A 21,959-nucleotide genomic window follows, 5' to 3' on the forward strand; every position below is an offset into this window, starting at 1 on the left:
TTTTGACTTGATCGGGCTCTGGATCAGCTCAGGAATCCACCATCGACGGCCAGTGTCGTGCCGGTGACGTAGCTCGCCGCGTCCGATGCGAGGTAGAGCACCGCCGGGGCGATTTCCTCCGGCTGGCCCACCCGTTTCATCGGGATATGCGAAAGAAAGCCGTCAAGCTGATCCTTGTTGTCAATGAGTGTCGACGCGAAGCGGGTCTGGGTCAGGCCCGGAAGCACCGCGTTGACGCGTACGCCCCACGATGCACATTCCTTGCCAAAGGCCTGCGTCATGTTGATCACGGCCGCTTTGGTGATCGAATAGATGCCCTGCGCCTCCGCCGGCTTCACGCCGTTGATGCTGGCGATATTGACGATGGCGCCCCCACCGGTCTCGCGCATGCGTTTGGCGCAGCGCGCGGACAGATCGAAATAGCCGCGGATATTGACCTGCAGCGTCTTGTCGAGCATCCCCATGTCGGTATCGGCGATATGGCCGAAGTAGGGGTTGGTCGCGGCATTGTTGACCAGAATGCCGATGGGGCCGGCCTGCGCCTCGACCTGCGCCACCAGCGTCTCCAGCGCCTCAGAGTCGCCCTGGTGGGCCGCAATGGCGGTGGCCTTGCCGCCAGCGTCGCGGATCGAGGCGGCTACCTGATCACAGGCCTCCTGCTTGCGACTGGAAACAATGACATGGGCGCCATAGGTGGCCAGCAGGCGGGCGGTGGCCTCCCCGATACCGCGGGATGAACCGGTGACGAGGGCAACGCGCCCGCTCAGGTCGAAGAGATCGCGCATGGCTACTCCGGTTGCGATGAATGAATCAGCCGAATCTTGGCTGCGGTGGCAGTCGGCGCCGCGCCCAGGCAATCAGCACTGCACCGAAGGCGAACATGAGCAAGCCATAGACCGCCGATGGCACCGCCATCTCGGGCGAATCCAGCAGGATCAGCGTGATGAGCAGCCCGAGGGTGCCGTTCTTGATGCCAAGCTCCATGGCGCAGGCAACGGCATCGCGCAGTGGAATGCCGAGACGACGGCCGATCCAGAGCCCCAGACCGATGCCGACCACATTGAGCAGGGCAACGGCCAGACCCGCATCGCGGAACATGGGCAGCGCGTCGCCGCCCAGCCGCGCCAGGATCAGGGCGATGATCACCACCAGCACGAACAGTCCGAAGACACCCACGGCGCGCTCGAGCTTGGCGGCCAGAATCGGCCTCCAACGCCGAAAGGCCATGCCGATGACCACCGGCAGAATGACGATGGCCAGCAGCGTACCCACCGTCCGCCCCACCGGCAGTGACAAGCGTTCGGCCGCAGACGTCACCCCGGTCTGTAGCGGGAAGAGGTCGAGTGCGGCGTTAATGATCACCGGGAGTGTGGCCACGGTGATCAGGCTGGCCACCACGGTAAGCACAATCGACAGCGCCACGTTGCCGCGCGCGAAGTAGGTGAAGATATTGGAGGTCGTGCCGCCGGGGCAGGCGGCAATGACAACCAGGCCCACTGCAAGGGCGGGATCCAGCTGAAGCACCCAGGCCAGGGCGAAAGCGAGGATTGGCATGCCGACAATCTGCGCCAGCGTGCCGAAGGCCGAGGCCTTGGGGTAGACGAACACATCCCGAAAATCGCGCAGGCCTAAGGTCAGGCCCATGCCCACCATGATGATGAACAGGGCAATCGGGAGCCCGATGTCGATCAACGAAGAGCCGGCCATGGAGTGTGTCGTCTAGCGTGCGGGCAGGCCGGCGGTGGCGCGAGCGCGCCGTACCAGCACATGCACCATGGGGCCAAAGGGCTTGTAGCGCGGATTACTGGTCTGTCCCATGGCATAGCGGTAGTAGATCTGTTGCGCGATCACGGCAAGCCGGAACAGGCCGAAGGCCAGATAGAAGGCGGGGTTGCCGATTTCGATGCCGGTCTGCTCCTGGTACCACGCGGTGACGTCCTCGCGTCGCAGCATGCCGGGCAGGTTGGAAGGCTGCATGCGGATCGCCTCAAGCTCCGGATCGTCGTCATCGTGCACCCAATAGGCCAGCGCGCAGCCCAGATCCATCAAGGGGTCGCCGACAGTGCACATCTCCCAATCGAGCACGCCGATGATGCGGAGGTCGGCATCAGGTGACAGCACCACATTGTCAAAACGGTAGTCGTTGTGGATCAGACTGGCGCGTCCATCTTCCGGGATCTGGTGCGCCGCCAGCCACTCCATCACGTCCTGCGCTTCCGGAGCGTCTTCGGTACGGGCCTTTTGGTAGCGACCGTTCCAGCCTTCGATCTGGCGTTGCACGTAGCCTTCCGGTCGGCCGAGATCGACCAATCCACAGGCGGCAGGAGAGAGCTGGTGGAGGTCGATCAGCCGCTGCCAGAAGTCGCGGCAGAGACTGCCAGCGCGGTCCGGCGTCAGGGAAAGCCCCTGCGGCAGATCGCGGCGCAGAATGATGCCTTCCAGCTTCTCCATGACATAGAAGGGGGCACCAATGACGGATTCGTCCTCGCAGTGGACGAGCGGCCGGGGCACGGGATAGTGGCCGTGCAGCCCCGACATGACGCGGTATTCGCGACCCATGTCGTGCCCGGACTTGGGGCGTGTGCCGGAAGGCGGGCGACGCAGGATGAGCGTGCGCTCCCCAAAGGAGAGGGCATAGGTCAGGTTGCTGGCGCCGCCGGGATACTGGGCGACCGTCGGGGTGTCGCTCGGCAGATCAGGAATGTGGTCGCGCAGCCAGGGCAGCAACACGTCGAGATCGAGCTGATTCTCTTCGCGCACCGTGCCGGGTTGATCCAGCAGTGCGCTATCCGATGTGGACGCCATCAGAGACTCCCTTGGAGCAGTGTTCGGGCTTCGCCAGAGCGAAGAGCGCATGCGGACCTGCGGGCCCGCAACGGACGACTGCCTAGTCGGTGCTGGGTGGCACGCCTTCCTGTGAAAACTCGGAGGCAATGCGTTCTTGCTGCGTCGGTGGCGGCGCGGTCTCCTTGTTCTGGTTCATCACCGTTTCGATACCGAATTTGACGGCGACGGCACCGACAGCGATGCAGGCAACCACCGTAACCGAGCGAACCAGTGTCTGGATCATGCAGTCTCCTCTCAAGCTTGCTTATACATGGGCAAATCAGGCGCCGTGGCGTGGAAAGCACCAGATGGCACGCGCAGCGATAATAACGCGCTTGGACCATCGCGCACCGGGGTCCACCATACCGATACTCAGAGAGACACTCCAACGTTGAGCGATCCATCCAGTCCGCATTCCGCGCCGGCCACCGGCGAGCAGAGGCCGCGCGCGCGCTCGCTGCTCCCGACCCCTTTCGCGACCTTCACTTTGTCCGTGTACGAGGATGGCGAGGGCAAGGAGCACTTGGCCGTCACCCTGGGGAACCTGTCTCCCGAAGCCGGCGAGGCAGCCCCCCTGTTGCGGATTCATTCGGAATGCTTAACGGGTGACGCCCTGTTTTCGCTGCGCTGCGACTGTGGTTTCCAGCTAGAACATGCCCTGCAACGCATCGCAGTAGAAGGGCGCGGTGCCTTGCTGTATCTGCGCCAGGAAGGTCGCGGCATTGGCTTGGCCAACAAGATCCGTGCCTACGCGCTGCAGGATCAGGGACATGACACGGTGGAGGCCAATGTCCGCCTTGGCTTTCCACCGGATGCCCGCAGCTACGGGATTGCGCTCGCCATCCTCGACGACCTGGGCCTGCGGTCTGCGCGGCTGATGACCAACAACCCGCGTAAGATCCAGGCCCTTGAAGAGGCGGGCATCACCGTCACCGAGAGAGTATCCATTGAATGCGGCAGGAATCCCCACAACGAAAACTATCTGGCCACGAAGGCGGGGAGACTCGGCCATCTGATGCAGCCGGAGTAGCGGTGACCGAGAAGCGGCAGAACCCACCCAGCAAGCGCCCGGGCGGTATCGCGATCCTGGGGGAACTGGGTTCGTTGACGGTACAGACCTACCGGCTGTCACGCGCCTTCAGTCCGCTCGTGCGACTGCTGGCGCACGAACACGACATTACCCGCGATGAATTGACCGCGGCCGTTGATACGGTCTTCGAGGGGCTGTACGCGCATCCCGCAACGCGCTCCATCGAGCGGATCACGGATTATCTGCGCGCCCGGAAGATGATTCCGGATGAGCAGTCCACCGAGGATCTGATCCGTTTCGTGGTGGATCAGATGCTGCAGCGCTCGCCGGTGCCGGTGCCGCAGGCGCTGGTGGACGAGTTCTGGCAGTTCTTCGAGGAATTGTTCTCGTCGGAAGAGATCAAGGGTCTCGGCGAGATGACCCTCGACATGGTGCGGTTGGTCATTGCCACCTACGAGCCACTGCTCACCGAGGTGGTCAACATCCTCAAGGCCGGGCGCCGCTTTAACCAGTGGCAGCTGCAGGAACTGCTGCGCCGGGCACAGACCGTGCGCGGCGATATCACTATCGTGCGGCGCCAGTTGCGCGCGCTGCGCTGGGTGCGCCCCTTCTTCCAGGCCGATCCGCGCGATTTTCGCCAGCAGGCACAGATCGTCGCCAACATGGTGCGCGAATTCGGCCCCTTCTTCATCAAGATGGCGCAGGTCGCGGCAGCCAACGCCGATTTCCTGCCCAACGAGATTGCGCACGAACTGCAGGTCTTCCACGAGGATGTGCCCCCGATGAGCGCCCAGGAAGTCGAGCAGGCCTTCCTGGAATGCTTCGGCAAGCACCCCTCGGATCTCTACATGGGCTTTGACGCCGAAAAGCCACTGCGTTCCGGTTCCATCGGCTCCGTCTATCTGGCCAAAAAGCCCTTCGTGGAGAACGGGGTCGAGGTGCTACGGCCCATCATCGTCAAGGTGGGCCGGCACAACATCGACCGGGAATTTGCCATTGGCAAGCTGGTCATCGGTCTGGCCATCATTTCCAGCCAGTACTGGGCCCCACATTCCAAGCTCGCGCCGTTCCTGCGCGCGCTGCAGGAACAGGTCGATGAATTCGTCGCGGGCTTTCTGCAGGAGCTCGATTTCGAGGACGAGGCACAGAATCAACTGCGCTTCTACGACCGGGCCCAGAGCAGCAGCGTCTGGCGCGTGCCGGCGCTCTATGGCAGCTCACGCCGCATTCTGGAGATGGAGTTCCTGGCTGATGGCGAGAGCCTGATGCGGGCCTTGCGCCGGCAGACCCCTGCGGCACGCCGTCGTTTCCGCGCCCAGGTGGCCGAGCGCCTGCTCTACACCATCCTGCATCACGCCATGGTGTACCGCGAGATGCACGGGGACCTGCATCCGGGCAACATCATGATCGGCTCGGACAATGCGCTCTACCTGATCGACTGGGGCAATACCGTGCCGCTCGACGGCAAATGGGATGCGGTGTGGGATTACGTTTCCGGCGCCTGCCTGGCGGACGTCGACCTGCTCACCGATACGTTGATCCGGATCAGCACCGCACCCGAGGCCAATGCCAAACGGCGCCAAGAAATCCGCTCTTTGCTGGCCGAAACTCTAGCCAAACGCGACATCAAACCACTGTCGACGCGCAATCTCGTCAGCGAGCTGCGCCGCGGTGGGTACGACGGTCTGCGTCGCCGCGGTCAGGCCATCCTGCACCTGATGTCGAATACCCAACACCTGGGCCTGGTGGTGCGCAGCGACTACACCCATCTGTCGCGCGCGCTCATGGCGGCGGCGGGCAGCTTTGGCTCGCTCTACGAAGGGGTTCCCAAACGGACGCTGGTGCGGGACCTGCTCAGCGGCGTGCTGCGTCTGCCCTTGCTGTACTCGCGCGATCGCATCCGCAACGAGGTCATTGATCTGCGCCGCCGGCTCGCCTTCCAGCCTGCGGCCCGTCCAGCCGCGTTGCCGGCGCCGGAGCGGAGACCCGACCCCGGTCCTCGGCTGCCAGGAGCGCGCTGATGTTCCGTGCTGCGCGCCCCTTCATCTTCCGCCTCGACGCCGAGCGGGCACACTGGTTGACCGTGCATGCGCTGGCGAACGCGCCGTGGGCCGCGGGTTGGGCGGCCGACCCGGTGGATGATCCCGTCACCCTCATGGGGCTTCGCTTTCGCAATCGGGTCGGCCTCGCCGCCGGTATGGACAAGGACGGTATTGCCCTCGAGGGGTGGCAGCGTCTTGGTTTCGGCTTCGCCGAGATCGGCACCGTCACGCCGCGCGCCCAGCCCGGCAATCCTAAACCGCGCATTTTCCGGGACGTCGGCAGCGAGGCCATCATCAATCGGCTCGGATTCAACAACGGAGGCGTTGACGCCTGCGTGCAGCGGGTGGCGCGACATCGTGCCAAGGGCATGCTGGTCGGCATCAATATCGGGCGTAACAAGGACACATCGCCAGAACAGGCCGTGGATGACTACCGCTACGGCTTCGAAGCGGTCTATCCGGTCGCCGATTACATCACGATCAATATCTCGTCGCCCAATACGCCCGGTCTGCGCGACCTGCAGGCAGAGGCGGCGCTGGACGGTTTGCTTGGCGCCCTGGCGGACACCCGCGCGCGTCTGGCCGATGCGAAGTCCGTACACCGTCCGGTGCTGCTCAAGATCGCCCCGGATCTGGATGACGCCGGCATTCGATCGGCCGCCGCCATCGCGCTCAAGCACGGCATCGACGGATTCATCGCCACCAATACCACCATTGCTCGTCCACCGGGGCTGTCGGCAAAGGTCTCCGGCGAAGCGGGTGGACTGTCCGGGCCGCCCTTGGCGGAAAAGGCGCGTCACGTACTGCGCACGCTACGGGCCGAGTGTGGCACCTCCGTACCGCTGATTGGGGTGGGCGGGATCGATAGCCCGGAGGCCGCAAAGGCGCGCATTGCCGATGGTGCGGATCTCCTTCAGCTCTACACCGGCCTGGTCTATCACGGCCCTGGTCTGGTCTCGCGCCTGGCGCGCGCGGTGTCCACAAGCTAGACGACAGGGTGGCGGTGCGTGGGCAGACGTTGCACAATGCAGACATAACGCAGGGAGAGCCACCATGTACCGAACTTTTCAGTGGGCGACTGCGGTCGCGCTGAGCACAGCAGTGTGCGCAGCCGCTGCCGCCAATACCAACGATTCCGATATGCCCTACGTGCAGGGCCTCGGCACTTTCACCATTGTCGATAACGACCGCACCTGGGACGACGATTTCGGCTTCCAGGTCGGCTTCGGCCTGCCGCTGGAGTGGGAGAACACCGCGCTGGAACTGTCCATCTTCAGCGGCCGTTTCGAACGCGACATCGACGGCGACGATGACTATCACGCCGGCATCACCCTGGACCTGGTGCGCGACTTTGGCGGCATCAGCTTCCTGTCCCGCTCCGACATCGTGCCCTTCGCGCTGGCAGGCGTTGGCGCGGTGCGTGATGACGTGCAAGGGGACCACGACGTGCGCCCGATGGCGAACATCGGGGCAGGTGCCCGTATGGGGCTGCCGTGGCTGGGAATGGATCTGCGCTCGGAATTTCGCGTGATCGGTCAGCACGAGTCGCTGTCCGCGCCGGGCGAGGACTGGCTGATTGATTACCGTTTCCTGGTCGGTCTGCAACTGCCGTTGACCCCGTTCTTCGCCGCGCCTTCCGATCCGCCGGCCGGCCCCTTGCCGGACGAAGAGGAATGTGAAGTTGCGGTGGTGGATCCGGTCACCGGGCGCACGGACTGTCGCGCGGACTCCGACGACGACGGCGTCGACGACACGCGGGACGCCTGTCCAAGCACGGCAGCCGGTGTCACCGTGGATGAAGAGGGTTGCCCGCTAATGGCCGACTCGGGCCAGGACAGCGACAGCGACGGCGTCATGGATGCCAGTGATGCCTGTCCGGACACCTATCCCGGTGTGACGGTGAATACCGACGGGTGTGCGGAACCGCAGCCGCTGGTGATTCCGAAGCTGACCTTTGAGTTCGACACTGCGCGCCTGACGCCGGATGCCCGTATGGTGGTCGACGACATCACGCTCATGCTTCAGGGGCAGCCCGAACTGACTGTCGAGATCATCGGTCATACCGATTCGCGAGGCCCCGACGCCTACAATCAGAAGCTCTCGGAAGAGCGTGCCATCGCGGTGCGGGACCGTCTCGTCGCACAGGGAATCGATGATACCCGTCTGAGCCTGACCGGCCGCGGTGAAAGTCAGCCGGTGGCAAGCAACGACACCGAGCAGGGCCGCGCAGCGAACCGGCGTGTAGCCTTCTGGCTGTATATCGACTGAGCGTCTCGACTTAAAGACACGCAGTGAACGGGGCGGCCATGGTCGCCCCGTCCGTTTTATAAATGAGAATGACCAAAACATCATCGGGGGTTTCACCCCGACTTGCAGACCCGCCTTCGCCCTGTATTGGCGTATGTGCACTGGATGGCCCTGAGGGCCTCTGTGTTGGGTGCTTGCGCACTGGCAATGAGATTGCCGAGTGGCCGACAGCCACGCCGGAGCGTCGCCGCGCCATCCTGGCGGAGACCGAACGCCGAAATCCGCGTCAGACGGCGCCCAAGTCGCGGGGAGACAGCGCCAATGGTTGAGCCTGACATGGCGCCACACCGCGTCAGCATCGAGGTGCGCTGGGGCGACATGGATGCCCTGGGCCACGTCAACAATGCGCGTTTCTTCACCTATGACGAGGATGTTCGCCTGGGCTTCTTCAATCAGCTCATGGCCGAAGACGCGCGATTCTGGAAGGATTACGGCCTGATTCTGGCGCATATCGGTTGCGACTTCGTCGCCCAGGTGCGTGCACCCGCCACCCTCGATGTCGCCTATGGCATTGCGCGCATCGGCTCCAAGAGCTTCGAAACCCGCGCCTTCATGTATGACCAGGGGGTGCTGGCAGCACGCACCAAGGCCATCGTGGTGTGGTATGACTATGTGGCACAGGCCACGCTGGCGATACCGGATGGCGTCCGGCAGCAGTTGAGCACCTACCTGCTGCCCGAGCAGCCGGAAAGCGACTAGGGCCAAGGTCGCGACCGACTGCGCGTTAACAGGCCCTAGTCCTCCTTACCCAGATCACGCGCCTGATCGGCCGCATTGCCGATGTAGTCAGCGGGGGTCAGAGCCAGCAGGCGGTCGCGATCGGCAGCGGGGATTTCGAGATCATTGATGAAGGCTCGGAGCGCATCCCGATCAATGCGGCGGCCGCGCGTGAGTCGCTTCAATTGCTCATAAGGCTCAGGTAGACCGTAGCGCCGCATCACTGTCTGCACCGCCTCGCCGAGGACCTCCCAGTTTTCATCCAGGTCGCGGCCGATGCGCCAGGCGTCGGCCTCCAGCTTGTTCGCCCCCTTGGTAATCGACTGGAAGGCCAGCACGCTGTGCGCGATGCCGACGCCGAGATTGCGCAGCACCGTGGAATCGGTAAGGTCGCGCTGCCAGCGCGACACCGGCAGCTTGCCGGCGAGGTGACCCAGAATGGCGTTGGCCATGCCGAGGTTGCCCTCGGCATTTTCAAAATCAATGGGATTGACCTTGTGCGGCATGGTAGAGCTGCCGACTTCGCCGTCCACGGTGCGCTGGCGGAAATAACCGAGCGAAACATAGCCCCAGACATCGCGGCAGAGGTCGAGCAGGACGGTATTCGCACGCTCCAGCGCGTGGAAATACTCCCCGACAAAGTCATGCGGTTCGATCTGGGTCGTTGCTGGATTGGGTGACAGCCCCAGATCGCGGATAAAGGCCGCCGAGAAGGCGGGCCAGTCCACTTCCGGATAGGCAGCCATATGCGCGTTCCAGTTGCCCGTTGCGCCATTGATCTTGCCCATGATTTCGACCTTGGCCAGCTGTTCGCGCTGGCGGACAAGACGGTGATAGAACACCGCGAATTCCTTGCCGAGGGTGGTGGGGGAGGCGGGCTGACCGTGCGTGCGCGACAGCATGGGCTGCTCGGCATACATCCGGCCCAGCTCGGCAATGCGCGCGCTGAGCTGGTCAAGGTGCGGCAGTAACACCTGCGAGCGGCACTCCTCCAGCATGACTGCGTAGGCAAGGTTGTTGATATCTTCCGAGGTGCAGGCGAAGTGCATGAATTCCTTCACCTTGGACAGCTCTTCGTGCTGGCCGATGCGCTCCTTCAGGTAATACTCGACCGCCTTGACATCGTGGTTCGTGGTCTCCTCGATCTGCTTGACGCGCTGCGCCTCGTCAATATCGAATCGGGCAGCGATTTGTTCCAGCCGCTCCTGGGCCGACGCCGACAACGGCGTCACTTCGGGAATGGCATCGCAGGCGGCAAGGGCTTCCAGCCAGCGGATCTCGACCAGTACACGAAAACGGATGAGACCGTATTCCGAGCAGATTTCGCGCAGTTGCCAGGTCTTGTCGGCATAGCGGCCGTCGACCGGCGAGATGGCGGAGAGGGAGGTCAATTGCATGCAGGGTCCGTAGTCAGTAGCGCAGCGCGCCCGGTGCGGGCCGCAATCGCGGGCCGCCGATGGTGTTGAAACCGCGCATTTTAAGGCAGGCTCGACAGTGACGAGTGAATCAGGAGGTCAAGGCGATGCAGAACGGCAAGACACGGACGGAATATGACTCGCTGGGACCGGTGACGGTGCCGGCCGAGGCCCTGTGGGGCGCTCAGACGCAACGCGCCATCGACAACTTCCAGCTGTCGCCCCATCGCTTTTCGCGCACCTTCCTGCGCGCCCTTGGTCTGGTCAAGGCTGCAGCCGCGCAAGCCAACCGGGAGTGCGGTGTGTTGCACGACGCAGTGGCGCAGGCGGTCGCGACCGCGGCGCACCGCGTCGCCGACGGCGAAGTGGATGACGCCTTCCCGGTGGATGTCTTCCAGACCGGATCGGGCACCTCGACCAACATGAACGCCAATGAAGTGATCGCCCGGCTGGCAAGCGAAGCCAGTGGCCAGACCATTCATCCCAATGACCATGTCAATGCCAGTCAGTCGTCCAACGATGTGATTCCGACCAGCATCCACGTGGCTGTCACACTGGCGCTTGAGGAGCAGCTGCTGCCCGCATTGCGCGCGTTGCGGGGTGCGATCCAGGACCGTGGCGAAACGCTCAACGCCTACGTCAAGACCGGGCGCACCCACTTGATGGACGCCATGCCGGTCCGGCTCGACCAGGAGTTGGGCGCGTGGGCTGCACAGCTCGAATTGGCTGAGGAGCGGCTGGTCGGTGTGTTGCCGCGCCTCGCCGAACTCGCCCAGGGCGGGACCGCCGTGGGCAGCGGCGTCAACGCGCCGGAGGGCTTTGCGACCACCTTCTGCGCGGCGCTGTCAGAGATCTCCGGCAAGGCTTTTCAACCCGCGCGCAATCATTTCGCGGCGCTGTCCTGCCAGGATACGGCGGTAGAGGCATCGGGCAACGTCCGCACCCTTGCTGTGGCATTGATGAAGATCGCCAATGATTTGCGATGGATGAATTCCGGTCCGCTGGCCGGACTGGGAGAAATCGAGCTGCCCGCCATCCAGCCGGGATCCTCAATCATGCCGGGCAAGGTGAACCCGGTTATCCCGGAGGCGGTGGCCATGGCCGCAGCACAAATCATGGGCCACGACACGACCGTGGCCATCGCCGGTCAATCCGGCAATTTCCAGCTCAATGTCATGTTGCCGGTGATCGCGCACAATCTGCTGGCCTCCATCGATTTGAGTGCCAGGGCCTGCGCGGCGATGGTGCCCGTCATCGAGGGATTCCAGGTGCGCGCGGATTCGCTGATGCGGGCGCTGGAGAAGAACCCGATTCTGGTCACGGCGCTGAACCGCGAGATCGGCTACGACAAAGGGGCCGCTATCGCCAAGCGCGCCTACCGCGAAGGGCGTAGCGTCATGGAGGTGGCGCTGGAAGACAGCGGCCTTGATGAGGCTCGGCTGCGCCAGCTGCTCGACCCGCGCGCCCTGACGGGGTAGACCTTGGGCGCATACCGCGCATGGCCGGGATGCAATCGGCTAGCATGTCGCCGCGCCAACACGATTCAAGCCGATGACCACGATCAAGCAGGAAGACTTCGTTTCCTCCATCGCCGATGCCTTTCAGTACATCAGCTACTACCATCCGCTGGATTACATCCAGGCTCTGGGCGCGGCCTATGAACGCGAAGAGTCCCCGGCCGCCCGCGATGCCATCGCGCAGATTCTGACCAATTCGCGCATGTGTGCCGAGGGCCGGCGACCGATCTGCCAGGACACCGGCATCGCGTTGGTCTTTCTCAAGGTGGGCATGCAGGTGCAGTGGGACAGCACGCTGTCCGTGCAGGAAATGGTCAACGAAGGCGTCCGGCGCGCCTACAGCGATCCGGACAATGTGCTGCGCGCCTCCGTGCTGGCCGATCCAGCCGGTCGCCGTCAGAACACCAAGGACAACACGCCGGCCGTGGTGCATTACGAGATCGTGCCCGGCGATAGCGTGGAAGTCATCTGTGCCGCCAAGGGCGGCGGTTCGGAGGCCAAGAGCAAGTTCGTCATGCTCAATCCCTCCGACTCGATTGTCGACTGGGTACTGAAGACCGTGCCGACCATGGGCGCGGGATGGTGTCCGCCGGGCATTCTGGGCATCGGTATTGGCGGCACGCCGGAGAAGGCGATGTTGCTAGCCAAGGAATCCATCATGGCGCCGGTGGACATTCAGGAACTCATCGCGCGCGGGCCAAGCAACCGGCTCGAAGAACTGCGCCTTGAGCTCTATGAAAAGGTCAATGCGCTGGGCATCGGTGCGCAAGGCCTGGGTGGTCTCACCACCGTGCTGGATGTGAAGATTCTGGATTACCCGACCCACGCGGCGAATCTGCCGGTGGCCATGATTCCGAATTGCGCCGCGACGCGTCACGTCCATTTCCATCTGCATGGTGAAGGCCCGGCGGAACTGCCGACCCCCAAGCTGGAGGACTGGCCGGACGTCACCTGGAAGGCCAATACCGATGTGGCCAAGCGCATCGATCTCGACAACCTGACCCCGGAAGAGGTGGCAAGCTGGAAACCAGGCCAGACGCTGCTGCTCAATGGCAAGATGCTGACCGGCCGCGATGCCGCGCACAAGCGCATTGCCGACATGCTGGCCAGGGGCGAACCGCTTCCGGTGGACTTCACCAACCGCGTGATCTACTACGTCGGCCCGGTCGACCCGGTGCGTGACGAAGCCGTCGGCCCGGCGGGCCCCACTACGGCCACGCGCATGGACAAATTCACCGAGACCATGCTGTCGCAGACGGGTCTTATTGCTATGGTGGGCAAGGCGGAGCGTGGGCCAGCTGCCATCGAAGCCATCCGTGCACACGGCTCGGCCTATCTGATGGCCGTGGGTGGCGCCGCCTACCTGGTATCCAAGGCGATCCGCTCGGCCCGAGTCGTGGGCTTCGAAGATCTCGGCATGGAAGCGATTTACGAGTTCGACGTGCAGGACATGCCTGTCACCGTGGCGGTGGACGCCAGTGGGGAGTCTGTCCACCAGACCGGCCCCAAGCAATGGCAGGCGCGGATCGGAAAGATTCCGGTCGTTACCGACTAAAGAGAGCACACGTGCTGCACAACTTTCGCGTCCTCTGTCTGCTTGGGTTTCTGGCATGCGCCGGCGCCATGGCCTTCGCGCTGTGGCTTGAGCACAGCGTGGGTCTGGAACCCTGCCCGATGTGCGTGTTCCAGCGCATTGCCATGATCGCCACAGGAGTGATCTTGCTGCTGGCCGCATTGCACGGACCCACCGGCGGTGGCCGCCGCGTCTATGGTGTGCTCGCTCTGCTCAGTGCTGGTACCGGCGCGGGCATCGCCGGTCGGCATGTCTGGTTGCAGAATCTGCCGGAGGACCAGATTCCCGCCTGCGGACCGACGCTCGACTTTCTGGTGGACGCATTGCCGCTATGGGAGGTGCTCACCACGGTCCTGAGGGGCGACGGCAACTGCGCCGTCATCGACTGGACCTGGATGGGCTTTTCGCTGCCACAGCTCACCCTGGCTGGCTTTATTGCCCTCATCGGCTGGACACTGGTCACTCTCTGGCTGACGCGCACACGCCACGAGTACCTCTAACGGCGGAACCACACCGCACCCGTTCCAACATTCCGACGCAACCATAGGGAGAATCGCATGAGCTACGCCACCACGGACCTGTCCGACGCCAATCCGGGCTGCGCCATCGTCGAGCCCATGTTCGGAGACTTCGGCGGCCGCATCGATTTCCACGGACCGGCTCACACCCTCAAGATCCACGAAGACAACAGCCTCGTCCGCGCTGCACTCGAGCAGCCAGGCGAGGGGAAAGTGCTGGTGGTGGATGGCGGCGGTAGCATGCGCTGCGCGCTGCTCGGCGACCAGCTTGCGGAGCTGGCGGTCAAGAACGGCTGGGCCGGTGTCGTGGTCTACGGCTGCATCCGCGATTCCGCCGCGATTGAAGAGATGGATATCGGGGTCAAGGCGCTGGCCACGCATCCACGAAAGTCCGAAAAGCGCGGCGCCGGCATCGAGAACAAGACCGTCCATTTCGGTGGCGTGACCATCCATCCCGGCGACATGGTGTATTGCGACGCCGACGGCATCCTGGTTTCACCGCACCCGCTCTGAGCCGGTCGTGGCAGCCGGCGGCAACAGGGAGACCGAAGCGCGACGCTACCGCATGGCGGAAGTGGTGCGCGAAACCGGGGTAGGGCGAGAGACCATCCGTTTCTACATCCGCGAGGGATTGCTGCCCGAGCCGGAGCGTCCGGCGCGCAATATGGCGTGGTACTCGGAAGAGCATATCCGCCTGTTGCGTACCATCCGCCAGCTCAAGGACGAGGAGTTCCTGCCGCTGGAAGCCATCAAGGCCGTACTGCACGACCGTGATGCCCACCACTTCTCGGATCGGCAGCGCGGCATGCTGGATCGCATGCGGCGTCGGCTCCGCTTGCAGCGCAATGCCACCGGCAGCGGCCATGCACGGCGCAAACTGGCCGATTTGCTTGACCTCAGTCAGGACGAATTGCGTCAGGCCGAGGACATTGGATTCATTCGCGCCAACGCCACGCAACTGACCGAGGAGGAAGAGCGCCTGCTGACGCTATGGGCCGAGATGCGCGACGCGGGATTGCGCCTCGAACGTGGGCTCGGGCCGGAAGCCCTTCGCTTCATCAATGACGCGGTGGAATCGGTCTTTCGTGCAGAAGTGCGCATCTTCAGCGAACACCTGCGCGATCTCTCCGACGCCGAGACCGACGCGCTGCTCAATGTTGTGATCCCCCACGTCAACCGCGCCTTTGCCCTGCTGCACACCCGCCGCGTGCGGTCCTTCGTGAATCAGTTCGCAACGGAATCCGACGACGGCGGCAGCGACGCCTAGGAGGCGTCGTTGGCCGCTACCGGCTCGAAGTCGATCTTCTCCCGCACGGCACAGTCCGGGCACGCCCAGTCATCCGGCACGGCACTCCACGGCGTGCCAGGTGGGAAGCCTTCATGAGGACAGCCTGTCGCTTCGTCGTAGACGAATCCGCAACCAGGACAGCGGTAGCGCATGGCATCAGCCCTCCATGGAGGCGCTGTGCTCTGCCGTTGCCGACCGATGCGCGAAGCGGGCCTCGAGCGCCGCGCGCTTGCGCGGATCGACGTTGGCTCGTGACAGATCGTATCCGTAGTGCTCGGCGACACGGTGATCCATCACCGCCCGCCACAGTGGGGGGACCAGCGCCAGCATGAACATCCCCGGATAGCCACTGGGCAGCCGCGGAAGCCCGTCGAAATGGCGGAGTGCCTGGAAGCGCCGGGTCGGATTGGCGTGGTGATCGGAATGACGCTGCAGATGGAACAGCACCAGATTGGAAAGAATATGGTTGGTATTCCACGAATGTTCTGGACGTGGCCGCTCATAGCGCCCATCCGCATTCCGTTGTCGGCACAGGCCGTAATGTTCGATGTAATTGGCCTGGCTCAGCAGCAGATAGCCGAGGAAGGCCTGCAGCAGCAGGAAGGGAAGCGCCATCCATCCAAAAGCCGCCACCAATGCGCCATACAGCACCACCGTGATCAAGGCTGATTGCAGGATTTCATTGTGCACACTCCACACTGGACTCCCCGTGCGCTGCAGACGGTCACGCTCGATACGCCACGCGCGCCGCGCCGTCTGGGGAATCTCGCGCGTGAAGGCAAAACGATAGAAGTTCTCACCGAGCATGGAGCTGGCCGGATCCTCCGGCGTGGCCACGTCACGGTGATGCCCTTTATTGTGCTCGATGAAGAAGTGCCCGTATGCCGGCATGGCGAGCACGATCTTGGCGAACCAGCGCTCCAGCGCGGATTTCTTGTGACCCAGTTCGTGGCCGGTGTTGATGGCCAGACCGCTGATGATGCCAACGGTCCAGACCAGGCCGACCAAGGACCACAGCGGGAAGGCGCCGCTGGTGAAGGCCCAGGCGCCCGCAATCAGTGTCAGAAAGTGGCCTGGTACGGCAAGCAGCGCCATCGTGCGATAGAAGGGGTCGGCATCCATTGCGCTCACCGCCCATTCCGGTGGGTTGTTGTTGTCTTCACCGCGCAGATGATCCATCGCCGCGATGCCGATATAGAACAGCACCGGCGTCGCCCAGAACAGCCAGGGATGCCCACCGAGGGCGCCGGCCAGAATGATCAGTCCGGGAACGATGGGGTAGAGGGTGCTGAGGATCCACAGACCCCGCTTGCGATCGATGTATTCAGCGCTGGAGGCAGGGTCCTTGAACGCGCGTGTCAGTAGCATGGCCTTGTCTCCTGCAGGTCTTCCCGCGTAGTGCGTAGTTATACTACGCAATGTATTTGCCCGCGGCCGCACTGTCAACCATTGCGCAACACGACCCGGGCGCCCATTTCGATTGCGTGACTAGTCCGTCTCGGGTATATTCGCGCCCCTTTTTAAGGGGTGCGTTCCCGCGACAGGCGGGGCGCAGCGTTTGTTTTGCGCGGGCCGGATGTGCTGCGCAGCCGAGATTCCGCGAGGAGATGGATAAGACAAAAGGTCGCGACCGGGGGGCTTAGGCGCCTATTGGGTTCCACGAGGCACGCGTGGGCCTTTCCTGCACGAACGATCGCCCATCGAGTCGGGTTATTTGCAGTATCCACCCGCCCATACCACCGAAACAAAGGAAGATTCACCTCATGAGCATGTCCCGCGAAGAGCAAATCAAGCAACTCGAGAATGACTGGGCGAACAACCCTCGCTGGAAGGGTGTGAAGCGCCCCTACAGCGCGGCTGACGTGGTCCGCCTGCGCGGCTCTGTGCAGCCGGAATACACCCTTGCCCGCCAGGGTGCCGAGAAGCTGTGGAAGCTCGTCAACGGAGATGCCAAGAAGGGCTACGTCAACAGCTTTGGCGCGATCACCGCGGGTCAGGCCATGCAGCAGGCCAAGGCTGGCATCGAAGCGATCTATCTGTCCGGCTGGCAGGTTGCCGCGGACGGCAACACCTCCGAAACCATGTACCCGGACCAGTCGCTGTACGCCTACGACTCGGTGCCGACGATGGTTCGCCGCATCAACAACACCTTCAAGCGCGCCGACGAGATCCAGTGGAAGAAGATCTGTGACGGCGCGATGGACGAGAAGGAAGCCATCGACTACTTCCTGCCCATCGTGGCGGACGCCGAAGCGGGATTTGGCGGCGTGCTGAACGGCTTCGAGCTGATGAAGAACATGATCATCAATGGTGCCGCCGGTGCGCACTATGAAGATCAGCTCGCCGCGGTGAAGAAGTGCGGCCACATGGGCGGCAAGGTGCTGGTGCCGACCAAGGAAGCCATCGAGAAGCTGGTTGCCGCCCGTCTGGCTGCCGACGTCATGAACGTGCCGACCCTGGTCTTCGCCCGTACCGACGCCGAAGCTGCCAATCTGCTGACTTCGGACCACGACGCCAACGACGCTCCCTTCCTGACCGGTGAGCGCACCGCGGAAGGCTTCTACCGCGTCAAGAATGGTCTGGAGCAGGCCATTTCCCGTGGCGTTGCCTACGCGCCCTTCGCCGACATGGTGTGGTGCGAAACCGGCACGCCGGACCTCGGCTTCGCCAAGGAATTCGCCGACGCCGTGCGCAAGGAGAACCCGGGTCAGCTGCTGGCCTACAACTGCTCGCCTTCCTTCAACTGGAAGAAGAACCTGGACGACAAGACCATCGCCAAGTTCCAGGAAGAGCTGTCCAGCTACGGCTACAAGTACCAGTTCATCACGCTGGCGGGTATCCACATCAACTGGTTCAACACCTTCCAGTTCGCCTACAACTACGCGCGTGGCGAAGGCATGAAGCACTACACCAACATGGTGCAGCAGCCCGAGTTCGAGGCACGCGACAAGGGCTACACCTTCGTGTCGCACCAGCAGGAAGTGGGCGCGGGCTACTTCGACGACGTCACCACGGTCATCCAGGGTGGCGCTTCCTCCGTGACCGCGCTGACGGGTTCGACGGAAGAAGAGCAGTTCTGATCGTCGCCATCAAGCGATGCGCGAAAAGGCCCGGTTCTGCCGGGCCTTTTCTTTTTCGGGTGCACGCAAGGTATCCCCAGACGCACCAGAACAGAGCTCGATGGCGCTACCATGGGGCCACTGTCAAGGAAGTGCCATGATCACGATCATTCTCGTCGACGACCACCGACTGGTCCGCGCTGGCTTGCGCCGGGTGGTGTCCGAACAGCCCGATATGGAAGTGCTCGCCGAGGCGGCCTCTGGTGAGGAGGCCATCGAGTGTGTGCGCGCGCAGGAACCGGACGTGCTGCTGCTCGACGTCAACATGCCCGGCCTCGGTGGCATGGAAGCGACACGCCGCATCCATCAGCGCTTCCCGGACGTGAAGATCATTGGGGTATCCATGCACGTGGACGAACCCTATCCGTCACGCTTGCTGGCCGCCGGTGCCGTGGGCTATATCGGAAAGGACTCGGCCGCGGACGAGGTGGTCACCGCCATCCGGCGCGTCCACTCCGGCGGGCACTATGTGGCAGCCGCCGTGGCCGGCAATCTGGCCGCCCACCTGTCCAAGGGGAAGAACACATCGCCTTTCGACGCGCTGTCGCAGCGCGAGCTCCAGGTGATGTACATGCTCACCCAAGGTCTGGGGACGCAGGCCATTTCCGACCGGCTCTGCCTCAGCCCGAAGACGGTAAGCACCTACCGCTACCGCCTGTTCGAGAAGGTAGGGGTGCATAACGATGTGGAATTGACGCGGCTCGCCATGCGCTACGACATGCTCGACAGCCAGCAGGGGCTTGACCGCGGTTCATGACGGGTTCCGCCTTCGACAGCAAGGCCTTCCTCGCGCAGTTGACCACCGCCCCTGGCGTCTACCGCATGTACGATGCCAACGCGGCGCTGCTCTATGTCGGCAAGGCACGCAATCTGCGCAAGCGCGTAGGCAGCTATTTCCTGCGTGCCTCGGGCAACCCCCGTATCGAGGCGATGGTGGACCAGATCGCCCGCATCGAGGTCACGGTCACGCACAGCGAGGATGAGGCGCTGCTGCTCGAGGCGACCCTGATCAAGGAACAGCGACCGCGTTACAACATTCTGTATCGCGACGACAAGAGCTATCCCTACGTCCGCATCACCCATCATGCCTATCCGCGCATCGCCTTTTATCGCGGTCAGCGCAATCGTCGCGACCAGTTCTTCGGGCCGTTTCCGTCGGCGGCATCGGTCAAGGAGACACTGGACAGTCTGCAGCGGCTCTTTCAGCTGCGGCCGTGTCGCGATACCTATTTCAACTATCGCACGCGGCCCTGTCTGCAGCATCAGATCAAGCGCTGTTCCGCGCCTTGCGTGGGTCGCATCAGTGAGGCGGACTACGCACGCGATGTCGAGCGTGCCACGCAGCTGCTCAACGGGCGCGCCGAGGCACTCATGCGCGAGCTGGAAGCGGAGATGAACAAGGCCTCGGAGACGCTTGCCTTTGAAAGGGCTGCACGCCTGCGCGACCAGATCTCCGCGCTCAATCGCATTCAGCAGCAGCGTGGGGTGACCGGAGGCACGCGCAATACCGATGTCATCGCACTGGCGCCGCACGCGGGGTGCAGTGCGCTGGTGGTGATGTCGGTGCGCGACGGGCTGAATCTTGGGCACCGCAGTTTCTTTCCGCGCCATGGCAATGACGTCGAACCCGGCGAACTGATGGAAAGCTTCCTGTCCCAGCACTATGCCGAGCACCCGCCGCCGCGCGAGATCCTGGTCAGCCACCCGGTGTCGGAGGAGGCCGGACTTCCCGCCGCCCTCAGCGCGCGCAGTGGCCATCAGGTGGCCATCCGCACGCCGCAGCGGGGCTTCAAGCGCAAATTGCTGGAGATGGCGGCCAACACCGCGGCGCAGGCACTGTCCACACACCTCACCGAGGCAGCCAGCATGGACCAGCGGCTGGTCGAACTGGCCGAGCATCTTGGCCTGCCGGCGCCCCCCAACCGCATCGAATGCTTCGACATCTCGCATACGGGCGGGGAAGGCACCGTGGCCTCCTGCGTGGTGTTCGATAGCAGCGGCGCCGTCTCAAGCGCCTACCGTCGTTACAACATTCGCGACATCACTCCTGGCGACGACTATGCCGCCATTCAGCAGGCGGTCCAGCGGCGCTTCCGCCCCAGCGACGATGGCGAACGCATTCTTCCCGAATTGCTGCTCATTGACGGCGGCAAGGGGCAGGTCAAGGCGGCGCGGGCGGCACTGGCGGAGCGCGATGCCGACGCGATCCCCTTGTTCGGCGTTGCCAAGGGCGTGACGCGCAAACCTGGCCTTGAGGAGCTGATTCCAAGCGAGGGTGGGGCGGCCTTCCGTCTCCCCGCGGATTCGCCGGCCCTGCATCTCATCCAGCAGATCCGGGACGAGGCGCATCGCTTTGCCGTCGCCGGGCATCGTGCCCGACGCGGCAAGGCGCGCACGCAATCTAGGCTGGAAGACATCGAAGGGCTGGGGCCGGCACGCCGACGTGCCTTACTCAATCATTTTGGCGGCATCAGTCAGGTACGGGCCGCCAGCGTTGATTCCATTGCCAAGGTGCAGGGCATCAGCCGCACGCTGGCGGCCCGCATCCACGCTGCTCTGCGCTGAGTCATCCGACACGTTGCAGCCATGGCGAATACACTTCACGCATAACAACGCGCATGGGGTGATTGTGAAGCTGACGTTGCCGCTGATACTGACGCTGGGCCGGGTAGTGGCCATACCCGTGGTCATGGCATTGTTTTTCATGCCGGTGCCCTATGCCCGGCAGGCGGCGGCCGTGGTTTTCATCCTCGCCAGCATCACCGACTGGCTGGACGGCTTCCTGGCGCGCCGTTGGCAGCAGGAAAGCCGCTTTGGCGCCTTTCTGGATCCGGTAGCGGATAAGTTGCTGGTCGCGGTGTCGCTGGTCTTGCTGCTCTACGACCGCCCAGGCGTCTTGCTGGCGTTGATCACCAGCGTGATCATCGGCCGCGAAATCGCGGTATCCGCGCTGCGGGAGTGGATGGCGGAGATCGGCACGCGGCGCAACGTCGCCGTCAGCTGGCTCGGCAAATTGAAAACCGGCTTTCAGATGACCGCCATCGCCATGATGCTGTGGCAGCTGACCTTGTTCGGTTTGCCGCTGTACACCATCGGCTTCGCCTTGCTGATCGTGGCGGCTGTGCTGACGCTGCAATCGATGATCGCCTACCTCCAAGCAGCATGGCCTGCGCTTTCTCAGGACGATCAGGCTACAGATGCTTGACACCCTCGTTTGGCGCCATACAATACGCGCCTGCTTTGCGGGAATAGCTCAGTTGGTAGAGCGCAACCTTGCCAAGGTTGAGGTCGCCGGTTCGAACCCGGTTTCCCGCTCCATTACGGCAAACCCCGGCACTGCCGGGGTTTTTGCTTTGAGGACATCGCGTGGCTCGGTGGCAGAGTGGTGATGCAGCGGATTGCAAATCCGTGTACGTCGGTTCGATTCCGGCCCGAGCCTCCAATGCCCCGCTACATCGGTTCATGAGCGAGTTGCTTCGCTGGGGTAGAGCCCGCCCGAGTGGCGAAACTGGTAGACGCACGGGACTTAAAATTCCGTGGCCGCAAGGCCGTGCCGGTTCGATCCCGGCCTCGGGCACCATCGCCGCCGGTCCACAAGCGTCCCTTT

Annotated in this window: 22 protein-coding genes and 3 tRNA genes; 18 read left to right on the forward strand and 7 right to left on the reverse strand. The window is 63.5% G+C overall.

Annotated features, from left to right (window positions below; translation table 11 throughout):
• Positions 1-23: 23 nt before the first annotated feature.
• The 4 genes from ACOOFO_RS09635 to ACOOFO_RS09650 form a co-directional block, all read right to left on the reverse strand.
• Complete coding sequence (locus tag ACOOFO_RS09635) at positions 24-785, reverse strand: SDR family oxidoreductase (protein WP_420426565.1); 762 nt, start codon at positions 783-785, stop codon at positions 24-26.
• 25 nt (positions 786-810) lie between these two features.
• Positions 811-1,707, reverse strand: a complete 897-nt coding sequence (locus ACOOFO_RS09640) for a bile acid:sodium symporter family protein (RefSeq protein ID WP_420426566.1) — start codon at positions 1,705-1,707, stop codon at positions 811-813.
• A 12-nt stretch (positions 1,708-1,719) separates the two neighbouring features.
• Complete coding sequence (locus tag ACOOFO_RS09645; RefSeq protein WP_420426567.1) at positions 1,720-2,805, reverse strand: phosphotransferase family protein; 1,086 nt, start codon at positions 2,803-2,805, stop codon at positions 1,720-1,722.
• A gap of 82 nt (positions 2,806-2,887) precedes the next feature.
• Positions 2,888-3,070 carry a hypothetical protein gene (locus ACOOFO_RS09650; RefSeq protein WP_420426568.1) on the reverse strand — a complete coding sequence of 61 codons (183 nt, stop codon included), beginning with the start codon at positions 3,068-3,070 and terminating at the stop codon, positions 2,888-2,890.
• A gap of 147 nt (positions 3,071-3,217) precedes the next feature.
• On the opposite strand from ACOOFO_RS09650, the gene ribA reads away from it, so the two are divergent.
• The 6 genes from ribA to ACOOFO_RS09680 all read left to right on the forward strand — a co-directional run bounded on the left by ribA (position 3,218) and on the right by ACOOFO_RS09680 (position 8,904).
• Complete coding sequence (gene ribA, locus ACOOFO_RS09655; RefSeq protein ID WP_420426569.1) at positions 3,218-3,856, forward strand: GTP cyclohydrolase II; 639 nt, start codon at positions 3,218-3,220, stop codon at positions 3,854-3,856.
• Positions 3,857-3,858: 2 nt separating this feature from the next.
• Positions 3,859-5,877: an AarF/UbiB family protein gene (locus tag ACOOFO_RS09660; protein ID WP_420426570.1), complete on the forward strand. Its 2,019-nt coding sequence runs from the start codon at positions 3,859-3,861 to the stop codon at positions 5,875-5,877.
• Entirely contained in the window at positions 5,877-6,887 is a 1,011-nt protein-coding gene (locus tag ACOOFO_RS09665) for a quinone-dependent dihydroorotate dehydrogenase (RefSeq protein ID WP_420426571.1), read from the forward strand. The genes ACOOFO_RS09660 and ACOOFO_RS09665 overlap by 1 nt, the downstream gene beginning before the upstream one ends.
• 64 nt (positions 6,888-6,951) lie before the next feature.
• A complete protein-coding gene (locus tag ACOOFO_RS09670; protein ID WP_420426572.1) occupies positions 6,952-8,166 on the forward strand; it encodes an OmpA family protein in 1,215 nt (404 codons plus the stop codon).
• 68 nt (positions 8,167-8,234) lie between these two features.
• Positions 8,235-8,474 (forward strand): DUF1289 domain-containing protein, encoded by a 240-nt coding sequence (locus ACOOFO_RS09675; RefSeq protein WP_420426573.1) that lies wholly within the window; start codon positions 8,235-8,237, stop codon positions 8,472-8,474.
• A gap of 7 nt (positions 8,475-8,481) precedes the next feature.
• Entirely contained in the window at positions 8,482-8,904 is a 423-nt protein-coding gene (locus tag ACOOFO_RS09680) for an acyl-CoA thioesterase (protein ID WP_420426574.1), read from the forward strand.
• Between the two features lie 35 nt (positions 8,905-8,939).
• Here ACOOFO_RS09680 and purB read toward each other — a convergent pair whose 3' ends face one another.
• Entirely contained in the window at positions 8,940-10,319 is a 1,380-nt protein-coding gene (purB, locus tag ACOOFO_RS09685; protein WP_420426575.1) for an adenylosuccinate lyase, read from the reverse strand.
• Positions 10,320-10,444: 125 nt separating this feature from the next.
• Between purB and ACOOFO_RS09690 the strand changes: the two genes are divergently transcribed.
• From ACOOFO_RS09690 to ACOOFO_RS09710, 5 genes are all read left to right on the forward strand, one after another.
• Positions 10,445-11,815 carry a class II fumarate hydratase gene (locus ACOOFO_RS09690; protein WP_420426576.1) on the forward strand — a complete coding sequence of 457 codons (1,371 nt, stop codon included), beginning with the start codon at positions 10,445-10,447 and terminating at the stop codon, positions 11,813-11,815.
• A gap of 73 nt (positions 11,816-11,888) precedes the next feature.
• The gene (locus tag ACOOFO_RS09695; RefSeq protein ID WP_420426577.1) at positions 11,889-13,409 is read left to right on the forward strand and encodes a fumarate hydratase; all 1,521 of its coding nucleotides are present in this window, start codon (positions 11,889-11,891) and stop codon (positions 13,407-13,409) included.
• A gap of 11 nt (positions 13,410-13,420) precedes the next feature.
• On the forward strand, positions 13,421-13,927 hold the full coding sequence (locus tag ACOOFO_RS09700) for a disulfide bond formation protein B (protein ID WP_420426578.1): 507 nt from the start codon (positions 13,421-13,423) through the stop codon (positions 13,925-13,927).
• A gap of 57 nt (positions 13,928-13,984) precedes the next feature.
• On the forward strand, positions 13,985-14,458 hold the full coding sequence (gene rraA, locus ACOOFO_RS09705; RefSeq protein ID WP_420426579.1) for a ribonuclease E activity regulator RraA: 474 nt from the start codon (positions 13,985-13,987) through the stop codon (positions 14,456-14,458).
• A gap of 7 nt (positions 14,459-14,465) precedes the next feature.
• Positions 14,466-15,212 (forward strand): MerR family transcriptional regulator, encoded by a 747-nt coding sequence (locus ACOOFO_RS09710; protein ID WP_420426580.1) that lies wholly within the window; start codon positions 14,466-14,468, stop codon positions 15,210-15,212.
• Here the strand turns inward: ACOOFO_RS09710 and ACOOFO_RS09715 are convergent.
• Complete coding sequence (locus ACOOFO_RS09715; RefSeq protein ID WP_420426581.1) at positions 15,209-15,385, reverse strand: rubredoxin; 177 nt, start codon at positions 15,383-15,385, stop codon at positions 15,209-15,211. The genes ACOOFO_RS09710 and ACOOFO_RS09715 overlap by 4 nt on opposite strands.
• Positions 15,386-15,389: 4 nt before the next feature.
• Positions 15,390-16,601: an alkane 1-monooxygenase gene (locus ACOOFO_RS09720; RefSeq protein WP_420426582.1), complete on the reverse strand. Its 1,212-nt coding sequence runs from the start codon at positions 16,599-16,601 to the stop codon at positions 15,390-15,392.
• A gap of 401 nt (positions 16,602-17,002) precedes the next feature.
• Here ACOOFO_RS09720 and aceA point away from each other — a divergent pair, with 401 nt between their 5' ends.
• The 7 genes from aceA (at position 17,003) to ACOOFO_RS09755 (ending at position 21,932) form a co-directional block, all read left to right on the forward strand.
• Complete coding sequence (gene aceA / locus ACOOFO_RS09725) at positions 17,003-18,313, forward strand: isocitrate lyase (protein ID WP_420429718.1); 1,311 nt, start codon at positions 17,003-17,005, stop codon at positions 18,311-18,313.
• A gap of 136 nt (positions 18,314-18,449) precedes the next feature.
• A complete protein-coding gene (locus ACOOFO_RS09730) occupies positions 18,450-19,109 on the forward strand; it encodes a response regulator (RefSeq protein WP_420426583.1) in 660 nt (219 codons plus the stop codon).
• Entirely contained in the window at positions 19,106-20,917 is a 1,812-nt protein-coding gene (gene uvrC / locus ACOOFO_RS09735) for an excinuclease ABC subunit UvrC (protein ID WP_420426584.1), read from the forward strand. Before ACOOFO_RS09730 ends, uvrC begins: the two co-directional genes overlap by 4 nt.
• A gap of 64 nt (positions 20,918-20,981) precedes the next feature.
• Positions 20,982-21,557: a CDP-diacylglycerol--glycerol-3-phosphate 3-phosphatidyltransferase gene (gene pgsA, locus ACOOFO_RS09740; protein ID WP_420426585.1), complete on the forward strand. Its 576-nt coding sequence runs from the start codon at positions 20,982-20,984 to the stop codon at positions 21,555-21,557.
• Between the two features lie 37 nt (positions 21,558-21,594).
• A tRNA-Gly gene (locus ACOOFO_RS09745) sits at positions 21,595-21,670 on the forward strand.
• 50 nt (positions 21,671-21,720) lie between these two features.
• Positions 21,721-21,794: transfer RNA gene (locus ACOOFO_RS09750), tRNA-Cys, on the forward strand.
• A 51-nt stretch (positions 21,795-21,845) separates the two neighbouring features.
• Positions 21,846-21,932: transfer RNA gene (locus tag ACOOFO_RS09755), tRNA-Leu, on the forward strand.
• The last annotated feature ends 27 nt before the right edge of the window (positions 21,933-21,959 follow it).

Origin of the sequence: Algiphilus sp., assembly GCF_965216485.1 — a bacterium.
Taxonomy (GTDB): domain Bacteria; phylum Pseudomonadota; class Gammaproteobacteria; order Nevskiales; family Nevskiaceae; genus Algiphilus.

What these genes read in the sequence shown, in the direction of transcription:
- ACOOFO_RS09635 (WP_420426565.1), bottom strand. Translation starts at nt 785, where the DNA reads ATGCGCGATCTCTTCGACCTGAGCGGGCGCGTTGCCCTCGTCACCGGT.
- ACOOFO_RS09640 (WP_420426566.1), bottom strand. Translation starts at nt 1,707, where the DNA reads ATGGCCGGCTCTTCGTTGATCGACATCGGGCTCCCGATTGCCCTGTTC.
- ACOOFO_RS09645 (WP_420426567.1), bottom strand. Translation starts at nt 2,805, where the DNA reads ATGGCGTCCACATCGGATAGCGCACTGCTGGATCAACCCGGCACGGTG.
- ACOOFO_RS09650 (WP_420426568.1), bottom strand. Translation starts at nt 3,070, where the DNA reads ATGATCCAGACACTGGTTCGCTCGGTTACGGTGGTTGCCTGCATCGCT.
- ACOOFO_RS09665 (WP_420426571.1), top strand. Translation starts at nt 5,877, where the DNA reads ATGTTCCGTGCTGCGCGCCCCTTCATCTTCCGCCTCGACGCCGAGCGG.
- ACOOFO_RS09670 (WP_420426572.1), top strand. Translation starts at nt 6,952, where the DNA reads ATGTACCGAACTTTTCAGTGGGCGACTGCGGTCGCGCTGAGCACAGCA.
- ACOOFO_RS09675 (WP_420426573.1), top strand. Translation starts at nt 8,235, where the DNA reads ATGACCAAAACATCATCGGGGGTTTCACCCCGACTTGCAGACCCGCCT.
- ACOOFO_RS09680 (WP_420426574.1), top strand. Translation starts at nt 8,482, where the DNA reads ATGGCGCCACACCGCGTCAGCATCGAGGTGCGCTGGGGCGACATGGAT.
- purB (WP_420426575.1), bottom strand. Translation starts at nt 10,319, where the DNA reads ATGCAATTGACCTCCCTCTCCGCCATCTCGCCGGTCGACGGCCGCTAT.
- ACOOFO_RS09690 (WP_420426576.1), top strand. Translation starts at nt 10,445, where the DNA reads ATGCAGAACGGCAAGACACGGACGGAATATGACTCGCTGGGACCGGTG.
- ACOOFO_RS09695 (WP_420426577.1), top strand. Translation starts at nt 11,889, where the DNA reads ATGACCACGATCAAGCAGGAAGACTTCGTTTCCTCCATCGCCGATGCC.
- rraA (WP_420426579.1), top strand. Translation starts at nt 13,985, where the DNA reads ATGAGCTACGCCACCACGGACCTGTCCGACGCCAATCCGGGCTGCGCC.
- ACOOFO_RS09715 (WP_420426581.1), bottom strand. Translation starts at nt 15,385, where the DNA reads ATGCGCTACCGCTGTCCTGGTTGCGGATTCGTCTACGACGAAGCGACA.
- ACOOFO_RS09720 (WP_420426582.1), bottom strand. Translation starts at nt 16,601, where the DNA reads ATGCTACTGACACGCGCGTTCAAGGACCCTGCCTCCAGCGCTGAATAC.
- aceA (WP_420429718.1), top strand. Translation starts at nt 17,003, where the DNA reads ATGTCCCGCGAAGAGCAAATCAAGCAACTCGAGAATGACTGGGCGAAC.
- ACOOFO_RS09730 (WP_420426583.1), top strand. Translation starts at nt 18,450, where the DNA reads ATGATCACGATCATTCTCGTCGACGACCACCGACTGGTCCGCGCTGGC.
- uvrC (WP_420426584.1), top strand. Translation starts at nt 19,106, where the DNA reads ATGACGGGTTCCGCCTTCGACAGCAAGGCCTTCCTCGCGCAGTTGACC.